This is a genomic window from Actinoplanes missouriensis 431, from assembly GCF_000284295.1.
In the GTDB taxonomy this organism is placed as follows: domain Bacteria; phylum Actinomycetota; class Actinomycetes; order Mycobacteriales; family Micromonosporaceae; genus Actinoplanes; species Actinoplanes missouriensis.
In genome coordinates, this window is sequence record NC_017093.1 from 3461861 (window position 1) to 3482931 (window position 21071).

The window sequence follows — 21071 nt, forward strand, 5'->3', positions numbered from 1 at the left end:
GCTCTATCGGATGCCCAACCTCCGCAGCAGCTTCAGTTGCTTGGTGCCGAGCGCCACGAACGACTCCACCGGCCGGCCCGGCGGGGGACCCAGCGGGCCGAGCCGGGAGACCGCCACGGTCTGCGCGTCGGTGAACCGGCGGATGCCCTCGGCGCCGTGCCGGCGGCCCAGGCCGCTCTCCCCGCGCCCGCCCATCGGCGCCTCCACGGTGGCGATCGCCAGGCCGGCGCCGTCGTTGACGTTCACCGCGCCGGACCGGATCCGCCGGGCCAACGCCTGCGCGGCGGCGGTGTCGGCGGTGAAGATGCTGGCGGACAGGCCCTGCCGGCCCAGGTTGGCGGCGGCGACCGCCTCGTCGTCGCCGTCCACCCGGTGCAGGGCGACGACCGGCCCGAACGTCTCGCCGAGGCAGAGGTCCATGTCGCCGGTGACGCCGTCGAGGACGGTCGGCTGGTAGGCGTACGGGCCGATGTCGGGGCGGGCGCGGCCGCCGGCCAGCACGGTGGCGCCCTTGGCGACCGCGTCCGCCACGTGCCCGCTGACCTTCTCCAGCTGGGCCCGGCTCGCCAGCGGGCCGACGTCGTAGCCGAACCCGAGGCCCTGCCCGAGCCGCTGCGCGCTGGTGGCGGCCAGCAGCGCCTCGGTGAACGCGTCGTAGACCTTCCGATGGATGATCACCCGCTCGATGTGGATGCACATCTGGCCGCTGTTGGCGAACGCCGCGTCGACCGTGCCGCGGGCGGCCAGGTCCAGGTCGGCGTCGGCGCGGACGATCAGCGGGTTCTTCCCGCCGAGCTCCAGCGAGACGCCGATCAGGCGGCGGGCCGCGCGTTCGGCGACGATCCGGCCGGTGGCGGTGGAGCCGGTGAAGCAGACGTAGTCGGCGGCGTCGACGACCGCCTCGCCGAGCGACGGCCCGTCACCGGCGACCACCTGCCACACGTCCTCCGGCAGGCCCGCCTCGGCCATCCGGGCGCGGGCCCAGAGCAGGGTCAGCGGCGTCTGCGGGTCCGCCTTGCTGACCACGGTGTTGCCGGCCAGCAGGGCCGGGATCAGGTCGGCGACGCCGAGGTAGAGCGGGTAGTTCCAGGGGGAGATGACGCCGACGACGCCCTTCGGGACGCGGACCTCGGTGACCCGGGTGACCACCGGGACCGGCGGGCGCACCGCGCGGTCCTTCAGATAGGACCGCCCGTGCCGGGCGTAGTGGCGGGCCACCGTGCCGAGCAGCAGCAGCTCCTGCCAGGCGTGCAGGCGGGCCTTGCCGACCTCCCACTGGATCAGGTCGAGGACCTCGTCCTGCCGCTCGACGAGCAGATCGTGGAACCGCAGTATCACCGCGGCGCGGGCCTCGAAGGAGAGCGCCGCCCAGGCGGGTTGCGCCGCCCGGGCACGGGCGGCGGCGGCCTCGACGTCGTCCGGGGAGCACTCCGGCACCGGCGCGGTGGGGAGGGCGTCGAAGGGGGAGAGGGCGGTGATCGTACCCAATCGGTCGGTTCTGACCCATCGGCGAAGCGAAGCGAGCCGGGCGTCGGTGAGCCAGGCCGGACGGTGGGCGCTGACCGGGCTCATGCGTTCTCCAGCAGGACGATCGGCTGGCCGTCCTTCGGGAACGGCAGCGAGTGATGGTCCAGCGGCGGCAGGTACGCCGGATCGACGCTCCAGTGATAGCGGCGCAGCAGGTGATGCATGATCGCCTTGACCTCCAGGCCGGCGAAGTACAGGCCGATGCACTTGTGCACACCCCCGCCGAACGGCTCCCAGGCGAACCGGTGCGAACGGTCCTCCCGGCGGGGCTCGGCGAACCGTTCCGGGTCGAAGACCATCGGATTGGTCCAGTACTCCTCCATCAGATGGGTGAACTGGATGCCGACCGCGCACATCGTTCCCGCCGGGATCCGCACGCCCTGCACGGTGGTGTCCTTGACGGTGTAGCGGACCAGGACCGGCACCGGCGCCCGCAGCCGCAGCGCCTCCCGCATGACCAGGTCGATCGCGGTGAGCGACTCCAGGCCGGCCCGGTCCGGCGCCGGGCCCAGCGCGAGCGCCTCGGCCCGGCAGCGCTCCTGCCACTGTGGATACTGGCCGAGGTACTGCAGGATCGTGGAGGTGGTGATGGTCGACGTGTCGTGCGCCGCCATCATCAGGAAGATCATGTGGTTGATGACGTCGTCGTCGGAGAAGCGGTCGCCGTCCTCGGTCTCGATGTGACAGAGCACCGAGAAGATGTCGTCGGTGCGGGTGGCCCGTTTCGCCGGAAGGTACCCGCGCAGAAAACCCTCGAGGACCCGCCGCGCGCGGTAGGCCCGGCCCCAGCGGGTGAACGGCACGTCGGCCCGGACGATCCCGGCGGCCGCCTGCACGCAGGCGAGGAACGCCCGGTTCACCCGGGCCATCTCGGCCGGACCGGTGTCCCGGGCACCGCCCATGAACAGGTCCGCGGCGATGTCGAGGGTGAGCTGCTTGAGCCGCCAGTGCGCCGGGAACCGCTTGCCCGACTCCCAGCCCCGCAGGCCCTGCTCGATCGCGGGGTGCAGCCGCCGGGTGTACCCGTCCAGCCGGGCCGGCGTGAACGCCTCCTGCATGATCCGCCGATGACCGTGGTGCACGTCGAAGTCGATGAGCATCAGGCCGCCGTGGAAGAACGGCCCGACCAGCTGCGACCAGGCCGGCTCGTTCGCGAACGCCTTGTCCCGGTTCTGCAGCGCCTCGCCGCAGGCGTCCGGGCCGAGCAGCATCACCGAGGTCCGGCCGAGCATGTAGGACGGCGCCACCGGCCCGTAGTTGTCGTAGTGCCGCCGATAGAGCCGCACCGGATCACGCTGGTAGTCGAAGAACCCACCGACCCAGGGCAGCCCCCGATCGGCACGGCGCAGTGTCGCGATCTGGTGTGGTTCCCTCATCGGCCCACCCCCTCCGGTATCGACAAGCGTGATTCGGGAAGGGCGTCCTGTCAATGTTGCCGTCCCGGTGTGGCATGGTGGGCGACATGGCGGTCCCATCGGGCTTCTACCGGGGTGTCAGCGCCGCCGACCGGGTCGCGCAGCGCCGCGCCCGGCTGCTCGCGGCCGGCCTCACGGTCTGGGCCGATCCGCGGATCCGCACCACGATGACGGCCGTCTGCGCCGAGGCCGGCCTCAGCGAGCGCTACTTCTACGAGAGCTTCACCGGTCTCGAAGCGCTGCTCGAAGCGGTCATGGACACCATCGCGGCGGAGATCGAGGAGACCAGCCGGGCCGCGGCCGAGGCCGCGGGCGACAACCCGGCGGCGAGGGTACGGGCGGCGGTCCGCGCCTTCGTCGACCTGCTGCTCGCCGATCCCCGCAAAGGGCGGGTCGCCATCGTGGAGTCGCTCGCGGTGCCGAAACTGCGGCAGCGCCGGACGGAGTTGTTGCGTCACCTGGCCCACCAGTCGGCGGTCGAGTCGCGCCGGGTTCTCGGCTCGCCCGGGCACAGCGTCACCGAGGACGAGATCGGCGGCATGCTCTTCATCGGCGGGATGGCCGAACTCATCACCGCCTGGCTGGACGGCACCCTGCGGGCCTCCACCGACGAGATCGTCGAGGCCGCATCCCGAGCCCTGCTCGGCATCTACCGCTGACGCGTTTCACCCCGCGCGAACGATGCGCGCGGCCGCCCCACGCGCGACGTTGGTGACATTCCGGCCAGTCGAGGGGGGCGAGCGTCGTGGCGGACACCGACCGCAGTGCGAGCGCGATGAGGACCGGTCAGGCTCCACCGCGAGCCGGCCTGGTGCTCACCGCGCTGATCGTGGTCGCCGGGGTGGCCAATCTGAACCTGTCGGTGGCGAATGTGGCCCTGCCGTCGATCGGGCGGGCGTTCGACTCGTCGCAGACCTCCCTCGACCTGATCGCGGTGGGCTATTCGCTGGGCCTGGCCGCGTCGGTGCTCTACCTGGGCGCGCTCGGTGACCGGTACGGCCGCAAGCTGATGCTGCTGCTCGGCATGAGCTTGTCCGTGCCGGCCTGCCTGCTCGCCGCCTACGCGCCGAGTGACACGGTGCTGTTCCTGGCCCGGCTGCTGGGCGGCTTCTCGGCGGGCCTGGCGTATCCGACCACGCTGGCACTGATCACCGCCTTGTGGTCGGGCGCAGGCCGTACCAGATCGATTGCTCTGTGGTCGGCGATCGGGGGCGGCATCGCCGCGCTGGGGCCGCTGGTCGCCGGCGCGCTGCTGCAGAACTTCTGGTGGGGGTCGGTCTTCCTGATCACCCTGCCGCTCGTGGTGATCGCGCTGCTGCTCGCCTGGTTCCTGGTGCCGAGCGGGGTGAACGAGACCACCGACCCGGTCGACAACCTGGGCGGCGTGCTGTCGGTGGTGCTGGTCGGCTCGCTGATCCTGGCGATCAACTTTGCGCCGGTGCCGAACGAGGGCGCGCTGACGCTCGGCCTGGTCGCGATCGCGCTGGCCGCGCTGATCGGGTTCGTGCTGCGCCAGCGGGTGGCCCGTAACCCGCTCTACGACCTGCACGTGGCGCGCCGCCGGGTCTTCTGGGTGGCCGCCTGCGCCGGTGTGATCGTGTTCGGGTCGCTGATGGGGTCGGCGTTCGTCAGCCAGCAGTACCTGCAGAACGTGCTTGCCTACTCGACCTTGGAGGCGGGCGCCGCGTTCCTGCCGGCGGTGGTGCTCATGGTGCTGGTGGCGCCGCGCTCCGCGCAGCTCGTGGAGACCCGCGGGGCCCGGTTCACCCTTCTTTGTGGGTACGGGTCTCTGCTGCTCGCTTTCGGCTGGATGCTCGTGTTCTGGCAGGAGGGCAGCCCGTACTGGCAGATCGGCCTGGCTTACGCCTTCATCGGGGTCGGTGTCGGGCTGGCCGGCACCCCGGCGTCGCATTCGCTCACCGGCTCGGTGCCGGTGCGCCGGGCCGGCATGGCCTCCGGCACCGCCGACCTGCAGCGTGACCTCGGCGGGGCGATCCTGCAGTCGGTGTTCGGCGCGCTGCTGACCGCGGGGTACGCGTCCGCGTTCGCCGCCACGCTGGCCTCCACACCGGACGCCGAGACGATGAGCAGCGACATGCGCAACGTGCTCACCAAGTCGTTCTCCAGCGCCGCCGACGCCGCCCAGCAGTACCCGCAGTACGCCGGCCAGATCACCGCGGCCGCGAAGGGGTCGTTCCTGGACGGCGCCGACTGGGCGTACACGGCCGGCATCCTCGCAATCGTGGCCGGCGCGACCCTGGTGTTCTTCCTGTTCCCGCGCAAGGAGGAGGAGCAGCGGCTCCTTGCGGATTACCACGCCGAGGACAACGGATAGGGAGCGAAGTCCATGCAGCACGCCGACGTGATCGTCATCGGTACCGGCGCCGGAGGGGGAACCCTGGCACACCGATTGGCGTCCACCGGAAAACGGGTCCTGATTCTGGAACGCGGGGACTATCTGCCCCGCGAGCGGGACAACTGGGAGTCGACAGCGGTGTTCGTGAAGGGGAAGTACCGCGCACCGGAGTTCTGGCTCGACAAACACGGGCACGAGTTCCCACCGGAGGTGAACTACTACGTCGGCGGGAACACCAAGTTCTACGGCGCGGCGCTGTTCCGGCTGCGGCCGCAGGACTTCGGCGAGATCCGCCATCACGGCGGGATCTCCCCGGCCTGGCCGATCGGCTACGACGAGCTGGAGCCCTACTACGACGAGGCGGAGCACCTGTACGGCGTGCACGGCCTGCACGGTGAGGACCCGACGGCGGGCCGGGCGAGCCGGCCGTACCCGTTCGCGCCGGTCCAGCACGAGCCGCGGATCCAGGAGCTCAGCGACGGGCTGGAGAAACTCGGCAGGCATCCGTTCCACCTGCCGATCGGCGTGAACCTGAACGAGAACGCGGCGGGCGCCCCGGTCCACGGCAGCGCGTGCATCAGGTGTGACCGGGTGGACGGCTTCCCGTGCCTGCTCGACGCCAAGTCGGACGCCCAGGTGCGGTGCGTTGATCCGGCCCTGCGGCACGACAACGTCACGATGATCACCAACGCGTACGTGGAGAAGCTGGAGACCTCCGCGTCCGGTCGCGAGGTGACGGCGGTCGTCGCCGTGGTGAACGGCGAGCCCCAGCGGTTCAGCGCCGGCGTCGTCGTGGTCGCCTGCGGCGCGGTGAACTCGGCGGCGCTGCTGCTGCGCTCGGCGAACGACAGCCATCCGCGCGGGCTGGCCAACGGCTCGGACGTGGTCGGGCGGCACTACATGCGGCACAACAACCTGGCCGTCATGGCGGTCTCCCGCGAGCCCAACCCGACCCGCTTCCAGAAGACGCTGGCGCTGCACGACTGGTACTTCGCCTCGGACGACTGGGAGTTCCCCATGGGCGGCATCCAGATGCTCGGCAAGTCCGACGCCGAGCAGATCCGGGCGAACGCCCCGCGGATGGCCGGCCGGGTGTCACCGGAGATGCCGTTCGAGGTGCTCGCCCACCACGCCGTGGACTTCTGGCTGTGCGGCGAGGACCTGCCGGATCCGGCGAGCCGGGTGACCCTGGAGGCGGACGGCCGGATCCGTCTCAGCCTCGACGAGTCGAACAACGCCGAGGGCGTCAAACGGCTGCGCCACCAGCTGCAGAAGATGCTCGGCGACCTCGGGATGCACCCGCACCGGCTGCTCGACCACAGCATCTACCTGCACAAGGGGATGCCGATCGGCGCCACCGCTCACCAGGCCGGCACCGTGCGGTTCGGTACCGACCCGGCGAGTTCCGCGCTGGACGTGAACTGCAGGGCCCACGAGGTCGACAACCTGTACGTGGTGGACACCAGCTTCTTCCCGAGCATCGGGGCGGTGAACCCGTCGCTGACCGCGATGGCGAACGCCCTGCGGGTCGGCGACCACCTGGCGTCACGCCTGGGCTGAGCCCTCCTGAACCGAGCCCTCCTGAACCGAGGAGCCCTCCTGGACCGAGCCGCCCTGGGCGGGGATCCGCGACGTCGCCGGGTCCTCGCCCAGCTCGCCCTTCTGGTCCAGCCAGAACAGCAGGATCAGGGCGGGGACCACCAGCACCAGCGCGCCGACGAACCAGATCAGCAGCCAGCGCAGCGTCGCCGGGCCGGCCGCGCCGTCCTGCACGGTCAGCGAGAACGGCAGCAGGTACGGGTACTGCGCCACCGCCCACGCCCCGACCAGGGCCGCGATCCCGCCGGCGGCGACCAGCCGCATGCGCCACACCCGTACCCCGGCGGCCAGCCGGAACGATCCGGCCAGCAGCGCCAGGCTGAGCAGCAGCAGCGGCCAGCCGCGCTGGACCACCCGGTCGAACATCTGCCGCTCGTCGACGTGAAGCGCGAGCAGCAGCCCGAGGCCGAGCAGCAGTCCGGTCACACCGGCGGCGCGGGCCCGGAACCGGAAGTACCCGTGCAGCGCTGCCGTGCCGTGCCGGTGCGCCTCGGCGAGCAGGTACACCGCGGAGACGTACGCGCCGACCGCCACGGTCAGCAGACCGGCCAGGATCGACGACGGGTTGAGCCAGCTGGTGATCTCGTCGCCGGCCGCGTTGCCGACCGGGATCCGGCCGGTCAGCACCGCGCCCACGGCGGTGCCCAGGCAGAACGGGGTGAGGAACGAGCCGACCCCGAACAGCCAGCCGGCCAGGTGCCGCATCCGGGCCCGGGCGGCGTCCTTGCTCATCGCGAACCCGGCGGCCCGCAGCACGATCCCGAGCAGCGCGAGAGCGAGCGGGATGTAGAGCGTCGACATGACCGACGCGAAGGTGCTGCCGAAACCGGTCCAGCAGAGCACCAGCACGTAGATCAGCCAGACGTGGTTGGCCTCCCAGACCGGGGTGACCGCGTTGTCGATCAGCGAGCGCGGCAGGCGTCCCCGGTCGCGGCCACCGGCGGTCAGGTCCCAGAACCCGGCGCCGTAGTCGGCGATGCCGGTGCACGCGTACAGCGTGAGGGCGAGCACCAGGATGGCGGCCACGGTGACACTCATGAGCTGACCTCTTCGATGGACGGGCGCGGGCCGTACACGGCAAGCTCGTCGTCGGTCTGGTCGCTCCGGCGCCAGCGCCGCGACATCGCCCGGAGCACGGTGATCGTGCCGATCGCCAGGGACAGATAGAGCAGCGCGATCAGGCTGAAGCTGATCCACAGGGTGCCCGCGTCGGTGTTGGTGACCGCCTCCTCCGTACGCATGATGTTGTAGACGATCCACGGCTGGCGGCCCACCTCGGTGACGATCCACCCGGCCTCCACCGCGATGTAGGTGAGCACACCGGCGGACGCCGCGAACCACAGGAAAACCCGATTGTCGGGTACGTCTCGCCGCCTCCAGTAGGCGACGAAGAACCAGAACGCGAGCAGCAGCAGAACGGTCCCGACGCCGACCATGATGTCGAACGCCCAGTGCACGATCGTCACGTTCGACGGGCGGTTCTCCGGCGGCACCTGGTCCAGCCCGGGTACGTAGGTGTCGACGCTGCCCCCGGCGAGCCACGAGTTCAGGCCGGGCACCGACAGGCCGCCCTCGACCGTGTTGGTGGCGCTGTCGTACCTGCCGAACAGCACCTCGGGCTGGTGGGTGCCGGACTCGGTGACCACCTCCATGGCCGCGAACTTGGCCGGCTGGTCCTTGAAGACGGCGACCGCGGTCAGGTCGCCGACGACGAACTGCACCGGGGTCAGCACCGTCGCGATGGTCAGCGGGATGAGGATGCCGAGCCGGTGATAGCGGTCCCGGCGCCCCTTCAGCCACCCGACCACGTAGATCGACGCGACGGCGAACGCGGCGGCCATGTACGCGGCGACCAGGAAGTGCCCGAACTCGTACGGAAGCGCCTTGTTGAAGATCGCACCGATCGGGTCGACGTCGGTGATCTGCCCGTTCGCGTCGATGGTGAAGCCGGCCGGCATGTTCATCCAGGCGTTCGCCGAGATGATCGAGAAGGCGCCGCCGATCGCCACGAACGGGATCGGCATGCCCAGCCAGAAATGCGTCCACGGCTTCAGCCGCCGCCAGCCGTAGATGTAGATCGCGACCAGGATCGCCTCCAGGAAGAAGAGCACCCCCTCGATCGCGAACGGCAGCCCGAACACCTCACCGAACTTCCCGGTCAGGCCCGGCCAGAGCAGGCCCATCTCGAACGACAGCACGGTTCCCGAGGCGGCGCCGACGGCGAAGGTCAGCCCCGCCGCGTGCGACCAGCGCCGGGCCAGGGTCAGCGCCACCGTGTCGTTGCGTTTCAGGCCCTTGTAGTTGGCGATCAGCATCATCGTCGGCAGCGCTATCCCGAACGGCACGAAGACGATGTGGAACATCAGGGTCAGCGCCATCTGCTCCCGTGCCGGCAGCAGCTGGGCGGGAGCGGCGAGCAGGTCGGCATTCACGCGATCCACCATCGGGTACGGCGGGGATCGGACACCTCATCCGTCCGGGGTGAGGCCGCCGGGTCCGGGCCCGGCCGACGATGTGCCTCGTCACTGCGGTTGCCTGCGGGGAGGAGTCACGGATGGCCGGCACGACCGAGGTGGTTATCGTCGGCGCGGGGTTCGCCGGGGTGGCATGCGCGCGGCGGCTCGCCGCCGAGCCACGCGCCCGGGTGACCCTCGTGGACCGCAACGGATATCACCAGTTCCAGCCGCTGCTCTACCAGATCGCCACGGCCGAGCTCGCGCCGCGCGACATCCGGTTCGACCTGCACGAGATGTTCGCCCGGCACGCGAGCGTGCGAACCCGTACCGGTGAGGTGGTGGCGATCGATCCGCATTCGCCGTCGGTGACGTTCGCCGACGACAGCATGCTCGCCGCGGACGTGCTGGTGCTCGGGGCGGGCGCGCAGCCGAACTTCTTCCACACGCCGGGCGCGGAGCAGCACACGGTGCCGCTGTACAGCCTGACCGACGCGGAACGGGTCCGCGGCCGGATCCTCGAGCTGTTCCGCGACGCGGCGGCCAAGCCGGAGCTGGCCGCCGACGGCGCGCTCACCTTCGTGGTGGTCGGCGGCGGCCCGACCGGCGTGGAGACCGCGGGCGCGCTGGCCGAGATCGTGCACGACGTGATGCCGCACGTCTATCCGCACCTGGCCATCGCGGGCGCCCGCGTGATTCTGGTCGATCTCGGACACACGGTGCTGACCGCCTTCTCCGACGACGCGCACTCCTACGCCGTCCAGCAGCTGACCCGCCGCGGAGTCGAACTGCGCCTCGGGGTGTCGGTCAAGGAGGTGACGCCGGACGGCGTCACGCTCAGCGACGGCACCACGATCAAGACCCGCCTGGTGGTGTGGGGCGGCGGTCAGTCGGCCGCGCCGCTCGCCTCCCGGTCCGGGCTGCCGCAGGGGCGCGGCGGCCGGATCGACGTCCAGCCGGATCTCTCGGTCGCCGGTTTCCCGAAGGTCTACGCGCTCGGCGACGTCGCCAACATCCCGGGCGCCGACGGGGAGGCGCTGCCGCAGCTCGGCAGCGTCGCGCAGCAGGCCGGCGACTGGGCGGCCGGGAACATCATCGCCGACCTGGAGGGCGATCGGCGGCAGCCGTTCCACTACCGGGACAAGGGAATCATGGCGATGATCGGCCGCAAGGCCGCGGTCGCCGAGATCGGACCGCACCGGCACGAGCTGAAGGGCCGGTTCGCCTTCGCCGCCTGGCTCGGGGTGCACGCGCAACTGCTGGCCAACGCGGGCGCCGAGATGCGCGCCTTCGTCAGCTGGCTCGACGACTTCTACGTCCGGCCGGCGCACCGTTCGGCCGAGCTGCTCGATCCCGCCACGATCGACCGGCCACGCATCCGTCTGGAAGGGACACACGATGGCACCGAACACGCGGGGTGACGTTCTCGTCATCTTCGGCATCACCGGCGACCTGGCCAAGGTGATGACCTTCCGGTCGCTGTACCGGCTGGAACTGCGCGGCCTGCTCGACTGCCCGATCATCGGCGTCGCGGTGAACGAGTGGACCCACGACGACCTGGTCAGCCACGCCCGGGCCGCGATCGAGGGTACCGGCGAGAAGATCGAGGACGAGCCCTTCCAGCGGCTCACCGCCCGGATGAGCTACCTCAATGGCGACTTCGGGGACCCGCGCACGTACCAGCGCCTCGGCGCGGCGATCGGCGACGCCGCCGTGCCGGTCTTCTACCTGGAGATCCCACCGTTCCTGTTCGGCCGGGTCGCCGCGGGCCTGGCCGAGGCCGGGCTGGTCCGGGCCGGCCGGGTGGTGGTGGAGAAGCCGTTCGGCCACGACACCGCGTCCGCCGTCGCGCTGGCCGCCGAGATCCACCAGCACATCGACGAGTCCCAGCTGTTCCGGATCGATCACTTCCTCGGCAAGATGGGCCTGGAGGAGCTGGTCTACTTCCGGTTCGCGAACACGCTGCTGGAGCCGGTGTGGAACCGCAACTACGTCGAGTCGGTCGAGATCACCATGGCGGAGAGCTTCGGCGTCGAGGACCGCGGCCACTTCTACGACCCGGTCGGCGCCGTCCGGGACGTGGTGGTCAACCACCTCATGCAGGTCCTCGCGGCCGGCGCGATGGAGTCGCCGGCCGGCCAGAACCCGGACATGCTGAAGAACACCCAGCTCGCGCTCTGGCGGGCGGTCGCCGAGGCGGACCCGGCCCACTACGTCCGCGGCCAGTACGACGGCTACCGCGCCATCCCCGGCGTCGCACCGGACTCGCAGACCGAGACGTACGCGGCGATCCGCCTGGAGATCGACAACTGGCGCTGGGCCGGGGTGCCGTTCTTCATCCGTACCGGTAAGCGGCTCCCGGTCACCCAGACCGAGTTCCGCCTGGTCTTCAAGCGCCCGCCGAAACTCGGCCTGCGGCTGCCCGGCCTGGCCCGCCGCCCGGAGCCCGACCAGCTCGTCGTCAAACTGGACCCGTCGACCGGCCTGCGCTTCGAGATGCAGGCCCACCGCTCGGACGCGGACGGCCCCGAGGGCGTCACGCTCGACATGGAGTTCGCCGACGAGGGCGGCGAGGGCCCGACACCGTACGAGGTGCTGCTGCACGCGGCGCTGCTCGGCAACAGCACCCGGTTCCAGCGCCAGGACGGCGTCGAGGAGACCTGGCGGATCATGCAGCCGCTGGTCGACGCCCCGCCGCCGGTCGAGTCGTATGCGCCCGGCAGCTGGGGCCCGCCCGGCGCCGACCGCCTGGTGGCCGGTCACGGCGGCTGGCACGGCCCGTGGGTCGTGTCCTGACCGCACGGCGTCAGCGACGCGACCCGGCGATCGAGCGGATCGCCGCGGGAGGGCCGCGATGCCGTCGCTCGGCGCGGTCCGCGGCAAGCTCGACTTCCCCGGAGGCGGCCTGATCAGCGAAATCATCGCCGTCAACTGACGAGGCCCGGTCGCGGCGCGCGTCCGGTCCCGTGGTCGACTGTCAGGTCACCGGACCGCGTTCGCGAGAGTGGGAGTTCCAGCATGAGCACCGGCGAGCACGAGGAACGGGTGCGTGCGCACCTCCAGCCCGGTGAGGTGTTCCGGGCGGCGGTGTGGGTGAGCCGGGCGGACGAGCAGCCGCCCATGGAGATCACGCGCTCGGAGTTGTCGCCGTTGCGGTTCCGGCGGCGGCCTCGCGACATGCCGTACCGGCCGCCGGTCGAACTCGCCGCCGGGCTGGAGGAGCACGTCCGGCTGGTGAGTGAGCCGCGGATCCTGGCGATCACCGACCGGCGGCTGCTGGTGCTGGCGAAACGGGCCTTCTCCTCGGCGCTGCGGGTGCGCTGGGAGTGCCCCCGGGACCGGCTCACCGCGGCGGCGGAGGAGGGTGGCCGCCTGCGCCTCGACTTCGCCGACGGCTCCACCCTCACCCTGCTCACCCCGTCAGCGCAGGTCCGGCCGTTCCTCGATCAGGTGTGACCCGGTCAGCACCAGGTCGACCAGCTCGCGGGGCACGCCGTGCGTCTCGTGCAGGTCGCGGTAGTCGTCGTCGGTCAGCGGGCCGGGGGAGCGCCGCCGGGACAGCACCTGGCGGCCCCGGCGCAGCAGGTCGCGGAACCTGTCCTCCTCGGTGCGCAGCACACCCCGTACCCGGGGAAGGGTGTCGATCTGCTCGAAGAGGTCGAGGGTGTGCTGGATCAGGTCGGTCGGCAGGTCGCCCGGTGTCCGATCCGGATCAGTGCGCCAGAGGGTGGTGAGGACCCGGCGGACGAGGCGGCGCAGCACGTGGCCGCGCGAGGTGTTCGACGGTTCGACGCCGTCGCCGATCATCACGATCGTGGAGCGCAGGTGGTCGACGACGACGCGGAGGTCCCGGTCACCGAGGGTCCACAGGCCGGGGACCGTCGTCATCCACGGCTCGAACACGTCGGTCTCGAAGACCGACCGGCGGTTCTGCAGGACGGTCAGCATGCGTTCCAGGCCCATCCCGGTGTCGACGCACTCCGGCACGAGCGGGCGCAGGCTGCCGTCATCGAGGCGGTCGTAACGCATCGTGACGTGATTCCACACCTCGGTCCAGCCGTCGTCGGTCGTCGGCGTGCCCCGCGGCGGCCCCTCGCCGGTCCACACGAAGATCTCCGAGTCCGGGCCGCACGGTCCGGTCGGGCCGTTGGACCACCAGTTCTCGTCGGTGGTGAGCTCGACCGGCACGCCGAGGCGCTCCCACGTGCGCAGCGACGCGGTGTCACAGGTGTGCACGGTGACGTGCAAGCGGCCCGGATCCATCCCGAAGCCGTCCCGGAGCAGCTCATAACCCCAGGTCAGGCTCTGTGGGCCGGGATAGTCGCCGAGCGACCACGAGCCGAGCATCTGGAACACCGTGAGGTGCGTGTCGTCGCCGATCTCGTCCAGGTCGGTGGTGCGCAGGCAACGCTGCCGGTTGACCAGCCGCCGACCCAGAGGATGAGGACGACCTTCAATGTACGGGGTGAGCGGGTGCATGCCCGACGTGGTGAACAGCACCGGATCACCCGGTGGTGGGATCAGCGTGCTCTCCGGTAACCGAACGTGACCGCGATCGCGGTAGAAGTCGAGAAACGTGCGGACTGTTGGATCGACGTACATGACAAAGGTCCTTCCGGGGTCGGAACGACCGGAAAGGAACCGCGCGGCGACACAGGAAACGGTTCGTCTCCGGTCGCGGCGAGAAGAGTGGAGGTCAGGCAGCGGCGACCGTCGAGCCGATAGCTCGCACGGTCGCGATCGTGGATCGCAGGCTGACGTCCATGCCCGGGACGGTACCGCTTGACGCGTCGCGATGCCCAGCGCATTTTCGGTCAGCCGGGCATCGCCTTCTGCGGGTGCAGGGTCTCGTGCCGGGCCAGCATCGCGACGAACTCGACGATCTTCCGCTCCCGCGTCTCCGCGCGCTTGACCGCGTTGAGCCGGTGGATCATGGCGAACCGGTTGGTCTTGGTGAGCACGTCGAACATGGCCTGCGCGTCCGGGTTCGCGGCGATCGCGGCCAGCAGATCGTCCGGCACCACGGCCTCCGACGGCGGGGCGTAGGCGGCCGCCCACCGCCCGTCCGCCTTCGCCGCCTCCACCGCGGCGCGCCCGGCCGGCAGCATCCGGCCCTCGCCCTCCAGCCGGGCCACGTGCATGACGTTCCGCTGCGACCAGATGCTGCGGGCCGTCCGCGGCGTCAACCGGATCCACGACGATTGCTCGTCACGGCGGCGCGCCTGCCCGTCGATCCAGCCGCAGCAGAGCGCCTCGTCGACCGCCTCCTGCCAGGTCAGGGTGGTGACCGTGCCGCCCTTCCTGGTCAGCGCCAGCCACACGCCGGCGGACGTGGCGTGATGGTCGGCCAGCCAGGACCGCAGCGCCGCCGCGTCCGGGACGATCAGCTCTTCGAGTTCCGCCTTCCCCATGACGGCAGGTTAGTCGCTGTCGCCCGGCCGGTAGGGGTCACGGCCGGGACCCCGCACCGCCGCGGCGGCCGCTTCGGCGATCTCGGAGGCGACCCCGGTCAGCACGTAGACCCGGGCGGTGGCGTGACCCTGCGGGGTGAGCAGCCCGGTGCGGGTCAGTGCCTGGATGTCCCGGATGGCCTGGTCCCGGCTGAGGCTCTCGTCCTGCTGGTAAGTGGTGCGGCGGAGTTCGCCGACCGCTGCCGCGTAGAGGGCGGAGACGATGCGCTCGGGGAGCCCTCGCTCGCCGGCGAGCCGTGCCAGATCGTTCCACAGTCGCACGGTCCACTCGTAGCGTCGCTGCACACGCTGGGCCTGACGGTGATGAGCGGTGAACACGAACCTGAGCCACGGATGCGCGTCGCGAGCCGGCTGGAAGCTGCCACCCTGGGCGGTGCGCAGCGCCTCGTAGTAGTGCAGCGTGTTGGTCTGCTCGCCGAGCCACTCCTCGATCGAGGAGAACTCGGGTGCCACCTCTCCGGTGCGGGCCAGGACCAGGGTGTGCAGCGCGCGGGCGGTCCGGCCGTTGCCGTCGTGCCACGGGTGGATGGCGACGAGGTTGAGGTGGGCCATCGCCGCCCGGGCGTAGGCGGGCGCGTCGAGATCCCCGCTGCGGAGCCAGGCGACGAACTCACCCATCAGATCGGGTACGAGATCGGCGTCCGGCCCGGTGTAGACCGGTTCCAGCGGGTCGGCGCTCGAGACGTAGACGCCGCCGGTACGGTACCGGCCCGGCCACTTCGCCGGCTGGTACTTCGTGATCATGAAGTGCAGGGCGGACAGCGCGGTCTCCGAGTAGTCGAAGAAGCTCATCAGCGGTGTCTGCTGCACGTAGGTCATGGCGTCGCGGTAGCCGATGACCGCCTGCTGCGTCTCGTCGCCGGCCGCTGCGGACATCGGGGCGTGCTCGACCAGCGCCCGGGCGTCCGCGCTGCTGATCGTGATGTTCTCGATGGTGTTGGACCCCTGGATCGCCGCGGCGAACAGGCTCCGGCGCAGCTGACCCTCCCAGCGGGGCTTGGAGCGGAGGTGGGCGCTCAGGTCGGCGCGCATCGCGTCCAGCTCGGTGAGGACCCGCATGTCGGCCGCGTCCAGGGTCGGCATCGCATACAGCATGCTCTGATGCTACAAGGCTGGTAGCACTGCGTTGGCTGGTGATCGGTGCGGGTAGCGCCAGCCGGACCGGGTGGGCGGTGCGTGCGGTTTCGGCAATCAGCGCCCCGCCCCACGAATCCCCGCGTGTCCGCTGCTCGCGGCGGTCACCGCGCCCCGCGTGCCGCTGTTGCCGCGCCCCGCTGTTGCCGTGCTCGCCGCCGAGGCGTCCCCAACGGCTCATCGTGCCCGCTGATCAGCGGTGCCGGCGTCGCGGGAGGGCCCACCGGTGCGCCGGCCTGCGACGACTCGCCGCTGGGCAGTCCGACCGCAGGCGGCGGCGGGGGTGACGGTCGGGCTCGTGGCGTCCCTGGCGCAGGCGGGCGAGCGCCCGCCGGTACTCGAAGTTCTCGCCGAGGTTGCGGAACACGACCCAGGCGGCCGGCGCAGCGGTGATCATCGACGGCGCGTGCACCCACATAGGGCGGTCACCTCCAGCAACGAGAAACGACGCAACGAGTAGAACGATGGTCACCACGCTAAGCACACCAAGTGAACCCGTCGATCCATTTAGGCCATTCACGATCATGTACTCTTCGCCGTCGTGCGCGCGTTCTTCGTCCTCGCCGTCGCGGTGATCCTCGGTTTCGTCCTCAGTCCTCTGCTCCGCGCCGACGCGGCCTGCACCCCCACCCCGAAGACCCCATCCCCGGGTACGTGGAACGACGAGCAACTCGCCAACGCCCGCATCATCGTCACGGCCGGGACCGAGCGCCGCGTACCGCACCAGGGCGTGGTGATCGCCGTCGCCACCGCTCTGCAGGAGTCCGGCCTGCGCAACCTGCGCGGCGGCGACCGGGACTCGATCGGTCTCTTCCAGCAGCGGCCGAGCCAGGGCTGGGGCACGCCGAAGCAGCTGCGCGACCCGGCCTATCAGACCCGCAAGTTCTACGACAAGCTGCTCGACGTCGACGGCTGGCAGCAGATGCGGCTCACCGAGGCTGCGCAGGCGGTGCAGGTGTCGGCGTACCCGGAGGCGTACACGAAGCACACCCGCGCGGCGACGGCGCTGGTCGAGACGTTGAGCTGCACACCGGAGGGCTAGGAGGGCTTCGGGATCCGCTCGGTCCGGGTCCAGCTGTACCAGCCCCGCTCCCGCATCAGGTTCCGCATGATCTGCGCCCCCGGATGCGCCTCGTCGGCCAGCGCGTCGAGCAGGTCGAACGGCAGGTTGTCCTGTTTGTCCTCGGTGCTGATGACGTCGCCGGACTCCACGGCCTCCTCGGAGAGGGCGGCCATGATGTCGGCCGCCTCCTCCATCAGCGCGACGGCAGCCTGGTCCCCGGACGGGTCACTGTCGATGAGCGCCGACAGGATCCGGTAGAGCCGGACCACCCGCGGATCCTCGAGCTGGGCGAGCTTGCCCGGGATCCACTCGACGACCCGGTCCGGCCAGCGGGCCGTGACCAGGATCCATCCGTCGCGTTCGGCGCGCACCATCGCCTCGGACGCGCCGATCTCCCGGAGCCGGTCGAGGAAGTAGGTGACCGCCGACGGAAGCGCCGCGTTGTCACCGGACGCGAGCTGGGCGATCTGCTTGCGGATCGTCTCCAGCCGCTGGATCTCGTCCGACACCCGCCTGTCGATCCGGCGTACCGCCTCGCCGAACTCCTCGGGTCCGGCGGCGAGCATCGGGCGGATCTGGGCCAGCGGCACGCCGGCGTCGGCCAGCGTGCGGATCTTGATGAGCGACACCACCGCGGTCGCGCCGTACCGCCGGTACCCCGACGCGTCGCGCTCCGGCTCGGGCAGCAGCCCGACCTGGTGGTAGTGCCGCACCGCACGCACGGTCACGCCGGCGTACGCCGCCAGCTCACCGATGGTCAGCATGATCCGATCCCCCCTTTCAGGAGATCTTCCGCCGGTACGCCATGGTGGCGAAGAAGTAGGCGACGACGAGAATACCGGTGCACCAGCCGAGAGCCGTCCAGATGGCCGAGCCGACCGGCTGCCCGGTGAACAGGTCGCGGATGGTGTCCACGATCGATGTCACGGGCTGGTTCTCGGCGAACGCGCGCACCGGCCCCGGCATGGACTCCGTCGGCACGAACGCGGAACTCACGAGGGGCAGAAAGATGATGGGGTACGCGAAAGCGCTCGCCCCGTCCACGGATTTCGCGGTGAGTCCCGGGATCACGGCGATCCAGGTCAGCGCCAGCGTGAACAGCACCAGGATGCCCGTCACCGCCAGCCACGCCGCGACGCTCGCCCCGGTCCGGAAACCCATCAGCAGCGCGACGAGCACCACCACCGCGAGCGAGATCAGATTGGCGACCAGCGATGTCAGGACGTGCGCCCAGAGCACCGCGGGACGCGCGATCGGCATCGACTGGAAACGCTCGAAGATACCCCCTTGAAGATCAAGGAACAGCCGGTACGCGGTGTACGAGATACCCGACGCGACAGTGATCAACAGGATGCCGGGGAGCAGGTAGTTCACGTACGAGTCGGAGCCGGTCTCGATCGCCCCGCCGAACACGTAGACGAACAGCAGCATGAACGCGATCGGCATGACCGCGGTGGTGATGATGGTGTCCGGGCTGCGGGCGATGTGCCGCAGCGAGCGGCCCAGCAGGACGGCCGTGTCGCCGATGAAATGCTTGGTCATCGCGGGTCCTTCCCGACCAGGGCGAGGAAGACGTCCTCCAGGGTGGGCTGCTTCTCGACGTACTCCACGGTGGCGGCCGGCAGCAGTTTCTTCAGCTCGGCGAGCGTGCCCTCCACGATGATCCGGCCCTGGTGCAGGATGGCGATCCGGTCGGCCAGCTGCTCGGCCTCCTCCAGGTACTGGGTGGTGAGCAGCACCGTGGTGCCACCCGCGGCCAGCTCCCGGACGGCGTGCCAGACCTCGATGCGCGCCTCCGGGTCCAGCCCGGTCGTCGGCTCGTCGAGGAAGACCACCGGTGGGTTCCCGATCAGGCTCATCGCGATGTCCAGGCGGCGACGCATCCCCCCGGAGTACGTGGCCACGCGTCGACCACCGGCATCGGTCAGCGAGAAGCGGGCCAGCAGACGGTCCGCGATCGTGCCGGAGTCCTTGAGGTGCCGCAGGCGGGCGACCATGACAAGGTTCTCCCGCCCGGTGAGGATCTCGTCGACCGCCGCGAACTGCCCGGTCAGGCTGATCGACTCGCGGACGTCGGCCGGCTGTGCGGCGACGTCGAACCCGTTGACCACGGCGGTTCCGCCGTCGGCGCGGAGCAGGGTGGACAGGATCCGTACCACGGTGGTCTTGCCGGCCCCGTTGGAGCCGAGCAGGGCGAAGATGCTGCCTCGTGCCACGTCGATGTCCACGCCCCGCAGCACATCGACGTCCTTGAAGGACTTCGTCAGGCCGTGCACCCGGATCGCGGGTGCCGATGTCACGCTCATGCGGCCAGCATGGAGGGTTGACGCTGCGTCAGGGTCAAGTCCATTCTGCCTGACGATGATGACATCCCCGGAATCACCGAAGTCGATCGATCGTATCCCCCGGCAGCGGCGCCCGTCGTCGCCGGAGACCGGCCCGTCGCCGGCCGGAACCGATCGGGTCACCCGCGCGGCGCGGGTGCTCACCGAGATCTTCTCACCCGGTTACCTGGTCGCCCTCCTGCTGGCGGCCGTGGCCTGGACGTCGTCGCGCTCGGTCGCCCAGGCGGTCCTGGTGAGCCTGATCGCGGTGGCGGCCGCGAGCGTGCTGCCGATGGTCTCGATCCTGCGCGGCGTCCGCCGCGGCCGCTGGACCGACAAGCACGTCGTCGTGCACGCGCAGCGGCGGGTGCCGCTGCTGATCATCCTGCTGTCGACGGCCGGCGGGATGCTCGCGCTCGTCGCGGTCAGCGCCCCGCGGCAGCTTCTCGCCCTGATCGCCGCGATGGTGGCGGCGCTGCTGGTCGCCGTGCCGATCACCGTCTTCCTGCATTGGGGGATCTCGATCCACGCCCTGGTAGCAGCCGGGACGTCGGTGGCGCTCTGCGTCGTCTTCGGGCCGGTGCTCGCGCTCACCGCGCCGGTCGCGGTGGCGGTGGGGTGGGCGCGCGTGCGGCTCGGGGAGCACACGGTGGCCCAGGTCCTGGCCGGCGGCCTCGTCGGCACGTGCGCCACCGGCCTGCTGTTCCCCCTGCTGGCCGGCTGACAAGCGGCCGGAACGCTCGGTCAGCGCCGGGGCGAACCGGACGGCCCCGGGGATGCTCAGTCTTGGTGTTCTTTCTGCTGGTGCGGGGTGGGCGCCTGCATCGGTGCGGACCATGCCGCGAGCAGACGCAGTGCGTCTGCCGACGGGCTGCCGGGTTCGGCCGCGTTGACGTACAGGGTGAGGTCGGGTTCGCCGGGCAGGGCGAGGGTCTCGTAGACCAGTTCCATGTCGCCGACGAGTTCGTGGTGGACCCGTTTCACCCCGGCTCGGTGTTCGTGCACGTTGCGGGAGGCCCACCGGACCCGGAAGTCGTCGGACCGGGTGGCGAGTTCGCCGATCAGCTTGGACAGCTCGGTGTCGAGGGGGTTCTTGGCGGCGGCGACGTGGAGCATGGCTGCGCTGTGGCTGGCGACCTGGTCCCAGTCGCGGTAGAACGTCTGCGCGCCCGGGTCGAGGTGGATGTAGCGGGCGTGGTTCCACGGTCCGGGGGAGCCGGACAGCAGCCCGCAGTAGAGGGCTCGCGCGAGCGGGTTCATCGCCACGATGTCGGACCGGTCGTTCTGCACGATGGCCGGCAGATCCGTCATCTGATCGAGGACCAGTTGCAACGTCGCGCGGATCGCCGGTGCCGCCGGGCGCCGGGCGGGGGTCTTCGCCGTACTGCGCTGGCTGCCGCGCACGAGGTGGAACAGATGGCGGCGTTCCAGATCATCGAGCTGGAGCGTGTTGGCGATCGCGTTCAGCACGGCGTCGGAGGCGCCGACCGCGTCGCCGCGTTCGAGCCTGATGTACCAGCTGACGCTCACGCCGGCCAGGGCGGCCAGTTCTTCGCGGCGCAGCCCGGGAACCCGGCGACCGGTGCCGGCGGGGAGCCCGGCGTCCTGCGGCCGGATCTTCGCGCGGCGCGAGGCGAGGAACTCCCGCAGCTCGGTCTTGTTGTCCATGATTTCGACTCTAGGCGCGTCCCTCGGGCTGAGGGTGTCACTGCCAGTGACCCCATCAAGC

At 70.8% G+C, this 21071-nt stretch carries 20 protein-coding genes; 8 read left to right on the forward strand and 12 right to left on the reverse strand.

Annotation, left to right across the window (positions count from 1 at the left end):
* Positions 1-3: 3 nt before the first annotated feature.
* Positions 4-1572 (reverse strand): succinic semialdehyde dehydrogenase, encoded by a 1569-nt coding sequence (locus tag AMIS_RS16150; protein ID WP_014443401.1) that lies wholly within the window; start codon positions 1570-1572, stop codon positions 4-6.
* Positions 1569-2903: a cytochrome P450 gene (locus tag AMIS_RS16155; protein ID WP_014443402.1), complete on the reverse strand. Its 1335-nt coding sequence runs from the start codon at positions 2901-2903 to the stop codon at positions 1569-1571. The genes AMIS_RS16150 and AMIS_RS16155 overlap by 4 nt, the downstream gene beginning before the upstream one ends.
* A gap of 86 nt (positions 2904-2989) precedes the next feature.
* On the opposite strand from AMIS_RS16155, the gene AMIS_RS16160 reads away from it, so the two are divergent.
* The 3 genes from AMIS_RS16160 (at position 2990) to AMIS_RS16170 (ending at position 6858) form a co-directional block, all read left to right on the forward strand.
* A complete protein-coding gene (locus AMIS_RS16160; RefSeq protein WP_014443403.1) occupies positions 2990-3601 on the forward strand; it encodes a TetR/AcrR family transcriptional regulator in 612 nt (203 codons plus the stop codon).
* Between the two features lie 86 nt (positions 3602-3687).
* Entirely contained in the window at positions 3688-5277 is a 1590-nt protein-coding gene (locus tag AMIS_RS16165) for an MFS transporter (RefSeq protein ID WP_197538032.1), read from the forward strand.
* A 12-nt stretch (positions 5278-5289) separates the two neighbouring features.
* Entirely contained in the window at positions 5290-6858 is a 1569-nt protein-coding gene (locus AMIS_RS16170) for a GMC oxidoreductase (protein WP_014443405.1), read from the forward strand.
* On the opposite strand, the gene AMIS_RS16175 is transcribed toward AMIS_RS16170, so the two are convergent.
* Together AMIS_RS16175 and AMIS_RS16180 are read right to left on the reverse strand one after the other, a co-directional pair.
* Positions 6844-7935 (reverse strand): cytochrome d ubiquinol oxidase subunit II, encoded by a 1092-nt coding sequence (locus AMIS_RS16175; RefSeq protein ID WP_014443406.1) that lies wholly within the window; start codon positions 7933-7935, stop codon positions 6844-6846. The genes AMIS_RS16170 and AMIS_RS16175 overlap by 15 nt on opposite strands.
* The gene (locus tag AMIS_RS16180) at positions 7932-9329 is read right to left on the reverse strand and encodes a cytochrome ubiquinol oxidase subunit I (RefSeq protein WP_157434889.1); all 1398 of its coding nucleotides are present in this window, start codon (positions 9327-9329) and stop codon (positions 7932-7934) included. Before AMIS_RS16180 ends, AMIS_RS16175 begins: the two co-directional genes overlap by 4 nt.
* A 122-nt stretch (positions 9330-9451) precedes the next feature.
* Between AMIS_RS16180 and AMIS_RS16185 the strand changes: the two genes are divergently transcribed.
* The 3 genes from AMIS_RS16185 to AMIS_RS16195 all read left to right on the forward strand — a co-directional run bounded on the left by AMIS_RS16185 (position 9452) and on the right by AMIS_RS16195 (position 12806).
* A complete protein-coding gene (locus tag AMIS_RS16185) occupies positions 9452-10771 on the forward strand; it encodes an NAD(P)/FAD-dependent oxidoreductase (protein WP_014443408.1) in 1320 nt (439 codons plus the stop codon).
* A complete protein-coding gene (locus tag AMIS_RS16190) occupies positions 10749-12146 on the forward strand; it encodes a glucose-6-phosphate dehydrogenase (protein ID WP_014443409.1) in 1398 nt (465 codons plus the stop codon). The genes AMIS_RS16185 and AMIS_RS16190 overlap by 23 nt, the downstream gene beginning before the upstream one ends.
* A 222-nt stretch (positions 12147-12368) precedes the next feature.
* Positions 12369-12806 (forward strand): hypothetical protein, encoded by a 438-nt coding sequence (locus tag AMIS_RS16195; RefSeq protein WP_014443410.1) that lies wholly within the window; start codon positions 12369-12371, stop codon positions 12804-12806.
* On the opposite strand, the gene AMIS_RS16200 is transcribed toward AMIS_RS16195, so the two are convergent.
* The 4 genes from AMIS_RS16200 to AMIS_RS16215 form a co-directional block, all read right to left on the reverse strand.
* Entirely contained in the window at positions 12771-13952 is a 1182-nt protein-coding gene (locus tag AMIS_RS16200) for an alanine--tRNA ligase-related protein (RefSeq protein WP_014443411.1), read from the reverse strand. The genes AMIS_RS16195 and AMIS_RS16200 overlap by 36 nt on opposite strands.
* Before the next feature lie 212 nt (positions 13953-14164).
* Complete coding sequence (locus AMIS_RS16205) at positions 14165-14761, reverse strand: YdeI/OmpD-associated family protein (RefSeq protein ID WP_014443412.1); 597 nt, start codon at positions 14759-14761, stop codon at positions 14165-14167.
* Between the two features lie 9 nt (positions 14762-14770).
* Complete coding sequence (locus AMIS_RS16210) at positions 14771-15916, reverse strand: Fic family protein (RefSeq protein WP_014443413.1); 1146 nt, start codon at positions 15914-15916, stop codon at positions 14771-14773.
* Between the two features lie 232 nt (positions 15917-16148).
* Positions 16149-16373, reverse strand: a complete 225-nt coding sequence (locus AMIS_RS16215) for a hypothetical protein (RefSeq protein WP_014443414.1) — start codon at positions 16371-16373, stop codon at positions 16149-16151.
* Positions 16374-16496: 123 nt separating this feature from the next.
* Between AMIS_RS16215 and AMIS_RS16220 the strand changes: the two genes are divergently transcribed.
* Positions 16497-16997: a hypothetical protein gene (locus AMIS_RS16220; RefSeq protein ID WP_014443415.1), complete on the forward strand. Its 501-nt coding sequence runs from the start codon at positions 16497-16499 to the stop codon at positions 16995-16997.
* Here the strand turns inward: AMIS_RS16220 and AMIS_RS16225 are convergent.
* Genes AMIS_RS16225 through AMIS_RS16235 form a run of 3 tightly spaced genes read right to left on the reverse strand, consistent with a single transcriptional unit; the run spans position 16994 to position 19324 of the window.
* Positions 16994-17782 (reverse strand): MerR family transcriptional regulator, encoded by a 789-nt coding sequence (locus AMIS_RS16225; RefSeq protein WP_014443416.1) that lies wholly within the window; start codon positions 17780-17782, stop codon positions 16994-16996. The genes AMIS_RS16220 and AMIS_RS16225 overlap by 4 nt on opposite strands.
* A 16-nt stretch (positions 17783-17798) precedes the next feature.
* On the reverse strand, positions 17799-18560 hold the full coding sequence (locus tag AMIS_RS16230; RefSeq protein WP_014443417.1) for an ABC transporter permease: 762 nt from the start codon (positions 18558-18560) through the stop codon (positions 17799-17801).
* On the reverse strand, positions 18557-19324 hold the full coding sequence (locus AMIS_RS16235) for an ABC transporter ATP-binding protein (RefSeq protein ID WP_014443418.1): 768 nt from the start codon (positions 19322-19324) through the stop codon (positions 18557-18559). The genes AMIS_RS16230 and AMIS_RS16235 overlap by 4 nt, the downstream gene beginning before the upstream one ends.
* 55 nt (positions 19325-19379) lie before the next feature.
* On the opposite strand from AMIS_RS16235, the gene AMIS_RS16240 reads away from it, so the two are divergent.
* Positions 19380-20066 carry a phosphatase PAP2 family protein gene (locus AMIS_RS16240; RefSeq protein ID WP_014443419.1) on the forward strand — a complete coding sequence of 229 codons (687 nt, stop codon included), beginning with the start codon at positions 19380-19382 and terminating at the stop codon, positions 20064-20066.
* Between the two features lie 56 nt (positions 20067-20122).
* On the opposite strand, the gene AMIS_RS16245 is transcribed toward AMIS_RS16240, so the two are convergent.
* Complete coding sequence (locus AMIS_RS16245; protein WP_014443420.1) at positions 20123-21010, reverse strand: helix-turn-helix transcriptional regulator; 888 nt, start codon at positions 21008-21010, stop codon at positions 20123-20125.
* Between the last annotated feature and the right edge of the window lie 61 nt (positions 21011-21071).

Coding starts and splice junctions, on each gene's coding strand:
- AMIS_RS16150 (WP_014443401.1), bottom strand. CDS start 1,572: ATGAGCCCGGTCAGCGCCCACCGTCCGGCCTGGCTCACCGACGCCCGG.
- AMIS_RS16155 (WP_014443402.1), bottom strand. CDS start 2,903: ATGAGGGAACCACACCAGATCGCGACACTGCGCCGTGCCGATCGGGGG.
- AMIS_RS16160 (WP_014443403.1), top strand. CDS start 2,990: ATGGCGGTCCCATCGGGCTTCTACCGGGGTGTCAGCGCCGCCGACCGG.
- AMIS_RS16170 (WP_014443405.1), top strand. CDS start 5,290: ATGCAGCACGCCGACGTGATCGTCATCGGTACCGGCGCCGGAGGGGGA.
- AMIS_RS16175 (WP_014443406.1), bottom strand. CDS start 7,935: ATGAGTGTCACCGTGGCCGCCATCCTGGTGCTCGCCCTCACGCTGTAC.
- AMIS_RS16185 (WP_014443408.1), top strand. CDS start 9,452: ATGGCCGGCACGACCGAGGTGGTTATCGTCGGCGCGGGGTTCGCCGGG.
- AMIS_RS16190 (WP_014443409.1), top strand. CDS start 10,749: ATGGCACCGAACACGCGGGGTGACGTTCTCGTCATCTTCGGCATCACC.
- AMIS_RS16195 (WP_014443410.1), top strand. CDS start 12,369: ATGAGCACCGGCGAGCACGAGGAACGGGTGCGTGCGCACCTCCAGCCC.
- AMIS_RS16200 (WP_014443411.1), bottom strand. CDS start 13,952: ATGTACGTCGATCCAACAGTCCGCACGTTTCTCGACTTCTACCGCGAT.
- AMIS_RS16205 (WP_014443412.1), bottom strand. CDS start 14,761: ATGGGGAAGGCGGAACTCGAAGAGCTGATCGTCCCGGACGCGGCGGCG.
- AMIS_RS16210 (WP_014443413.1), bottom strand. CDS start 15,916: ATGCTGTATGCGATGCCGACCCTGGACGCGGCCGACATGCGGGTCCTC.
- AMIS_RS16215 (WP_014443414.1), bottom strand. CDS start 16,373: ATGTGGGTGCACGCGCCGTCGATGATCACCGCTGCGCCGGCCGCCTGG.
- AMIS_RS16225 (WP_014443416.1), bottom strand. CDS start 17,782: ATGCTGACCATCGGTGAGCTGGCGGCGTACGCCGGCGTGACCGTGCGT.
- AMIS_RS16230 (WP_014443417.1), bottom strand. CDS start 18,560: ATGACCAAGCATTTCATCGGCGACACGGCCGTCCTGCTGGGCCGCTCG.
- AMIS_RS16235 (WP_014443418.1), bottom strand. CDS start 19,324: ATGAGCGTGACATCGGCACCCGCGATCCGGGTGCACGGCCTGACGAAG.
- AMIS_RS16240 (WP_014443419.1), top strand. CDS start 19,380: ATGATGACATCCCCGGAATCACCGAAGTCGATCGATCGTATCCCCCGG.
- AMIS_RS16245 (WP_014443420.1), bottom strand. CDS start 21,010: ATGGACAACAAGACCGAGCTGCGGGAGTTCCTCGCCTCGCGCCGCGCG.